Source organism: Streptomyces sp. PU-14G (assembly GCF_041028275.1).
GTDB lineage: Bacteria > Actinomycetota > Actinomycetes > Streptomycetales > Streptomycetaceae > Streptomyces.
Window position 1 is genome coordinate 1 of record NZ_JASKYT010000498.1, and the last position, 4,506, is coordinate 4,506.

3 protein-coding genes and 1 pseudogene are annotated in these 4,506 nt (G+C 73.9%); all 4 read right to left on the reverse strand.

Features of this window, described 5'->3' with window-relative positions:
• Positions 1 to 4: 4 nt before the first annotated feature.
• Positions 5 to 904 (reverse strand): mycothiol synthase, encoded by a 900-nt coding sequence (gene mshD / locus AB8Z75_RS32260; RefSeq protein ID WP_369208266.1) that lies wholly within the window; start codon positions 902 to 904, stop codon positions 5 to 7.
• 10 nt (positions 905 to 914) lie between these two features.
• Entirely contained in the window at positions 915 to 2,375 is a 1,461-nt protein-coding gene (locus tag AB8Z75_RS32265) for an ATP-binding protein (protein WP_369208270.1), read from the reverse strand.
• An 80-nt stretch (positions 2,376 to 2,455) separates the two neighbouring features.
• On the reverse strand, positions 2,456 to 3,256 hold the full coding sequence (locus AB8Z75_RS32270) for a response regulator transcription factor (RefSeq protein WP_369208268.1): 801 nt from the start codon (positions 3,254 to 3,256) through the stop codon (positions 2,456 to 2,458).
• A gap of 149 nt (positions 3,257 to 3,405) precedes the next feature.
• A pseudogene (locus AB8Z75_RS32275) lies at positions 3,406 to 4,326 on the reverse strand (S1C family serine protease); the annotation flags it as partial.
• Positions 4,327 to 4,506 lie beyond the last annotated feature (180 nt).

Genomic DNA, 4,506 nt, shown 5'->3' on the forward strand with positions numbered 1-4,506 from the left:
GTTCCTACGTTTCCGTGCGGTACATCAGGTCGGTCTCGTAGGTGCTGAAGCCGAGAGCTTCGTAGACCCTGACGGCGGCCGGGTTGTCGGCATCGACGTACAGCATGGCCGTCGGCAGCCCCCGCTCCCGCGCGAGGTGGCGGAGACCGATCGTGGTGAGCGCCTTGCCGAGGCCGCCGCCCTGTTCGCCGGGCGCGACGCCGAGGACGTACACCTCACCGAGGCCCTCCTCGGCGTGCACCTTGGTCCAGTGGAAGCCGACGAGCCGCCCGTCCCGCTCGGCGACGAAGAACCCGGCAGGGTCGAACCACGCCTCCGCCTTGCGGTCGTCGAGGTCGCGCTGGGTGAGCCCGCCCTGTTCGGGGTGGTGGGCGAAGGCGGCGGCGTTGAGCGCGAGCCACGCCGCGTCGTCCTCGCCGGGCCGGAAGGTGCGTACGGTCACGCCGGGCGGCAGCGCGGGTTCCGGCTGCTCCCAGCCGGCCAGGGGACGGCGCATCTGCCGCAGTTCGCGGAAGAGGGTGAGGCCGAGGCTCTGCGCGAGGTGGCGTGCGGCGGGGTGCCCGCCGTGCGCCCACAGGCGCAGCCGCCGCCCGGACATCTCCAGCAGGGCCTGACCGAGCCGCCGCCCGTGGCCGTTCCCGCGGAAGGACGGGGCGACGACGAGTTCCGCGGCGGGTGCCTCCACCGGGTCGGTGTCCTCGAGTTGCGCGTATCCGGCGAGAGTGCCGTCGCCGGTGCGCAGCAGCAGGTGGCGGACCGCCTCGCGGGGGCCGCCGCGCAGGTGGATCCTGCCCTGTTCGGACACGGCGGCCTGCCCGTCCTGCCGCGCGGCCTCCTCGATCAGCTCCGCGACCTCGGGGACGACGTCCCCGGGTACCTCGTCCACAACATCCACGTCACTCATGGGTCCGACCCTACGGTGAAGGCGCCGCGGGGGGTGCCGTGGGCGCCCCGGGCAGCCGGAGCACCGCTTCGGTCCCGTTGCCGCCGTCCTCGGGCCGCCGCAGCCACACCTGCCCGCCGCTCTGCGCGACCGTGCGGGCGACGATGGACAGGCCGAGTCCCGAGCCCGGCAGGCTGCGCGCCGACGGGGAGCGCCAGAAGCGGTCGAAGACGTGCGGGAGGTCTTCGGCGGGCACGCCGGGCCCGTGGTCCCGCACCGTCAGCACACCGTCGTGCAGCGCGGTGCGCACGGTGCCGCCCTCGGGGCTGAACTTGATCGCGTTGTCCAGCAGGTTGACCACGGACCGTTCCAGCGCGGCGGGCTCGCCGCGCACGTACCAGGGGTCGAGGGCGGTCGTCAGGGTGAGCCGGGGTCCGCGCGGGCGTACCCGTTCGACGGCGCGTTCGACGATCTCGTGCAGTCCGACGATGCCGCTGCGCGCCGGGTCGCCGGGCTCGCCCGGCACGGTGCCGGTGGCGGCGTCGTAGGTCCCGTGGGGGCGGGAGAGCTCCTGCAGGTCGCCGATGAGCTCGCCGAGTTCGGTCATCTGTGCCTGTACGGAGGCCAGCAGTTCCCTGCGGTCGTCCTCGGGCAGCGCACGCCCGGTCTCCTCGCTGCGGACCAGCAGGTCGATGTTGGTGCGCAGCGAGGTGAGCGGGGTGCGCAGTTCGTGTCCGGCGTCGGCGATGAGCTGCTGCTGGAGCTCGCGGGAGCTGGCCAGGGCCTCGGTCATCGCGTTGAAGGAGCGGGAGAGCCGGGCGATCTCGTCGTCGCCCTCGGCGGGGATGCGCACGGCCAGGTCCTCGGTGCGGGCGATGTGTTCGACGGCTCCGGTGAGCCGGTCGACGGGCCGTAGTCCGGCACGGGCGAGCGCGACCCCGGCGCCTGCCGCGCCCAGCACGCCGGCGCCGCCGACCAGGGCGAGGATCAGCGCGAGCTTGCGCAGCGACTCGTCGATCTCGGTCATGGGCCGGGCGAGCGAGACGGCGAGTCCGGTGCCGGGCACCTGGGTGGTGCGTACCCGGTACTCGGTGCCGTTGGAGGCGCGCGCGGTGTGGAGGGACTGGCTGCGGTCGCGTTCGGCGACGTGGATGTCGGCGGTGGTCACATCCAGTTTGCGGCCGACGATGACGCAGCTGCCGCCGGAGGTGTCGACGACCTGCACGGTGGCGCCGAAGGGGTTGGGCGCCGGCTGGTCGGGCGGGGTGCACTGGCCGGAGCGGACGCGGTCGACGACGGCGCTGGGCGCGACGGAGTTGTCGCGCAGCGAGTCGTCGAGGGAGCTGAGCAGTTGGGCCCGCACGAGAAACCAGCAGGTGGTCGCGCAGGCGGCGACGGCCAGCGCGACCGTCGCGGCGGCCAGCATCGCGAGGCGCCCGCGCAGCGGCATGGAGACGGCGCGCGCGCCTTCGCGCCGCAGCCGGAACCACATCCTGCGCGCACTCGGGTGGGGGGTGGTGTGCGGGGTCGTGCCGGGGGTGGTGTGCGGGGGCGTGCCGGGGGCGCCGTGGGTCACGTGTCGTCCCGCAGCACGTAGCCGACGCCGCGCACGGTGTGCACCAGCCGCGGCTCGCCGCCCGCCTCGGTCTTGCGCCGCAGGTACATCACGTACACGTCGAGCGAGTTGGAGGACGGTTCGAAGTCGAAGCCCCAGACGGCCTTGAGGATCTGTTCGCGGGTGAGGACCTGGCGCGGGTGGGCGAGGAACATCTCCAGCAGCGTGTACTCGGTGCGGGTCAGCTCCACGGGCCGCCCGCCGCGGGTCACCTCGCGGGTGCGCAGGTCCATGCGCAGGTCGGCGAAGGAGAGCGTCTCCGGCTCCTCCGTGGCGTCGGCGTGCGCCTGCTCGCGCGCGTAGGAGCTGCGGCGCAGCAGGGCGCGGACCCGGGCGAGGAGTTCGTCGAGTTCGAAGGGCTTGACGAGGTAGTCGTCGGCGCCCGCGTCCAGCCCGGTGACCCGGTCGCCGACGGTGTCGCGGGCGGTCAGCATGAGGATCGGCACGCGCTGCCCGGTGGAGCGCAGCCGCCGCGCCGCCGTCAGCCCGTCCATGCGGGGCATCAGGACGTCGAGCACGACGAGGTCGGGTTGGTGCGCGGCCACCTGGTCGAGCGCCTCGGCGCCGTCACAGGCCAGCACGGTCGTGTACCCCTCGAAGCTCAGGCTGCGGCGCAGCGCGTCCCGGACGGCGGGCTCGTCGTCGACGACGAGGACGGTCGGCTCCTCGGCCGCCGGGGCCGGACCCGGACCCGGGGACGAGGACGAGGACGAGGACGAGGACGCGGCGGGTGGGGTGGAAGGGGTGTCGGAGGGCATGGCTCCCAGCTTGGCACCGTCCGCCCTCCCGGCACCGACCGGAACGCCAGGAACACCACAAGCGCCGGGGTCCCCCGGAGCACCCGGAGTGGACGGAGGCAACGAAGCATCCGGAGTGGACGGAGGAGCGTCGCCGGGGACCGGCACCGTCACGCGCCGTCCCCGCCGTTCCGCAGGGTGCCCAGGTCCTGCTTCAGGTCGTTGACGGGGATCGCGAAGCCGAGGCCGACGCTGCCCGCGCCGGACTGCGACGCCTGGCCCTGGTCCTGGCCCGATCCTGCCGGGAGGATCGCCGAGTTGATGCCGACGACCTGCCCCGACATGGTGAACAGGGGACCCCCGGAGTTGCCCGGGTTGAGGGAGGCGTCGGTCTGGATGGCCTTGTAGGTCGTCGTCTCGCCCTGGACACCGCCGTTGTACTCGCCGCCGTCGAACTCGAACGGCCATTCGCCGCCGAGCCCGCCGCCACCGCCCTGGCCCGGGAGCTGCCCCTGGTCCCCGTCGGTCCTGGGGACCTTCACCTCGCGGTTCTTGGCGGAGACGATGCCGCTGGTCACCGTGTTCGACAGGCCCTGGGGCGAGCCGATGGCGACGACCTGGTCACCGACACCGACCTCGTCCGAGTCGCCGAGCGGCGCCGGCTTGAGGCCGTCCCGCCCGTCCACCTTGATCAGGGCGAGGTCCTTGTCGGGGTCGGTGCCCACGACGTCGGCCTGTGCCGTCTTGCCATCGCTGAACGTCACCTTGACGGTGTCGGCCCCCGCCACGACGTGGTTGTTGGTGACGATCTGGCCGTCCTCGGTGATGATCACGCCCGATCCCGTGGACTGCCCCGAACCGGAGTTCGCCTTGATCTCCACCACGCTGTCCTTCACGCTCCGCACCACGTCGGAGACCGTGCCCTGGGCCGCCGCGTTGGTGCCGTCGGCGGCGGGCGCCGAGGCACTCGGCGCGCCGCCACCGCCGAACAGCTCCTCCATCCCGAAGGCGGTGCCTCCGCCGATCACGGCCGCCCCCACGGCCACCGCCGTCAGCAGCGCGGCGGGCCGCCGCATCCGCCGCTGCGGCTTCGCGTGGGGGTGCGCGGCGGGCGGTTCGGCGGCCCGAAGGGGCGCGGGGAACGGCTCCCTGGGGGCACCGCCGCAGGAAAAACTATCCGCACCCGCAGGAGCGCCGGATCACCAGCCCGGACGGGAACTGCCGCATCCGGCCCTTGCCGCCGGGGCCGCCCGCGCCGCGCGTGCCCGGGA